General features: G+C 70.3%; 2 protein-coding genes. Both read right to left on the reverse strand.

Annotation, left to right across the window (positions count from 1 at the left end; all coding sequences use genetic code 11):
* The coding region (locus VIB55_RS00060) for an Ig-like domain-containing protein (protein ID WP_331874610.1) at positions 1 to 421 on the reverse strand (421 nt) is incomplete at its 3' end.
* Positions 421 to 1,990: class I tRNA ligase family protein (locus VIB55_RS00065; RefSeq protein WP_331874611.1), on the reverse strand; the 1,570-nt coding region annotated here is incomplete at its 5' end. The genes VIB55_RS00060 and VIB55_RS00065, both read right to left, overlap by 1 nt.

A 1,990-nucleotide genomic window follows, 5' to 3' on the forward strand; every position in this document is an offset into this window, starting at 1 on the left:
CTCCTGACGCGCGGGTGTCGGGGATGGCGGGCCCGGTGCTGAACACCAAGCGGATCGGCTCGGTGCGCGCGTTGCCGAAGCGGTCTTTGATCCCCGCAGCCACCTCGGCCTGGTAGATCTGGCCGCGCTCCCACCCGGCACGCGAGCGGATGACGATCTGGTCGCCCTCCTTGTCCACCGCCACGCGGCCGCGGACGGGGCTCAGCGACACGGCGTCCTCCACGCCCTGCTCCGCCAACTCCTCGTCGAACACGAACACCACCGGGCCCGTCCACCCCTGCAGGCTGGCCATGGTGTCTGGACGCGTGGCCAGCAGCCGCGGCGCCTGCTTGTCCTCGGGCCCGCCCGGCGGGGCCTGCACGTTGGCACACGCCGCCAGCCCCAGGAGGACGGCGGCACGTGCCAGGCGCTCCATCCGCATCACGCCGCGCCTTCCAGCGCGTGGAGCTTTTCCGCCAGCTTTCCGCGCTGGTCGCCGAACGACGCCAGCTTGTCGCGCTCGTACTGAACCACGTTCTCCGGCGCGCGGGCGACGAACGACTCGTTGGATAGCTTCTTTTCCGTCCCCGCGATGTGCCCGTCCAGCCGCTGGATCTCGTCCCGAAGCCGGGCGCGCTCCTTGTCCAGGTCGATGACGCCGGCCAGGGGGATGAACAGCTCCGTCCCCGAGCGCAGCACCGCGCTGGCACCGACGTCGCCATCCGCCCCCGCGAACTCCATCTCGTCCACGCGGCACATGTCGCGGAGCGCGCGGCGGCTCGCATCCAGCACAGCCTTCACCTCGTCCGACGCGCCGGGAATGCGCAGCGGCACGCGGGCGGCGGGCTGAATGCCGTACTCGCCGCGGATGGTGCGCACGGCGCCGATCACCGCCTGCAGCTCTTCGATGGCCCTCTCGGCGGCTTCGTCCTCCCACTCCGCCCGCGGCTGCGGCCAGGGGGCCACGATCAGCGCAGGCGCCTCGCCTTCAGCCTTGGGCAGCTTCTGCCACACCACCTCGGTGATGAACGGCATCACGGGGTGAAGAATGCGCAGCGCCCCATCAAGCGCCTGGGCCAGCGTGGCCTGCGCCGCGCGGCGGCTGGCCTCGCCCATGTCGCCGCGCAGGCGGGGCTTCACCAGCTCCAGGTACCAGTCGGCCAACTCGCCCCAGAAGAACTCGTAGCCGCGCGTGGCCGCGTCCTGCAGCCGGAAGCGCTCCAGCGAGTCGGTGACCTCGCGCACCGCCCTGGAGAGCCGCGACAGGATCCACCGGTCCATCGGCTCCAGGTCGGACGCCACTTCGTCCAAGGGGACGCGAGGACCGTCGCCCAGGTTCATCAGCGCGAACCGGCCGGCGTTCCACAGCTTGTTGGCGAAGTTGCGCCCGGGGCCGAACGTCTCGTCCAGGTTCTCGTAGTTCAGCAGCTGGTCCGTCCCCGCCCCGGAGCCGCTGACCACGGTGTAGCGCAGCGCGTCGGCGCCGAAGCGCTGCTTCACCACCAGCGGGTCGATGCCGTTGCCCAGCGACTTCGACATCTTCCGCCCCAGGTGGTCGCGCACCATTCCCGTCAGGTACACGTCGCGGAACGGCACCTCGCCCCGAAACTCCAGCCCCGCCATGATCATGCGCGAGATCCAGAAGAACAGGATGTCGTGCCCCGACACCAACGTGCTGTTGGGATAGAACTTCCGCATGTCGGCCGTGTCTTCCGGCCATCCCATGGTGCTGAACGGCCACAGCCACGAGCTGAACCAGGTGTCGAGCACGTCGGGGTCCTGCTCCAGCGCCGAGCCGCCACACTTCGTACACGCCGTGGGATCCTCGCGCGCAACGATCGTCTCACCGCAGTCGCCGCAGTACCACACGGGAATGCGGTGGCCCCACCACAGCTGGCGGCTGATGCACCAGTCGCGGATGTTCTCCAGCCAGTGCTCGTAGGTGCGCCCGAAGCGCTCGGGATGGAACCGCACCCGGCCGTCGCGCCACGCCTGCAGCGCGGGCTCGGCC

The organism is Longimicrobium sp., from assembly GCF_036554565.1.
Lineage (GTDB): Bacteria > Gemmatimonadota > Gemmatimonadetes > Longimicrobiales > Longimicrobiaceae > Longimicrobium.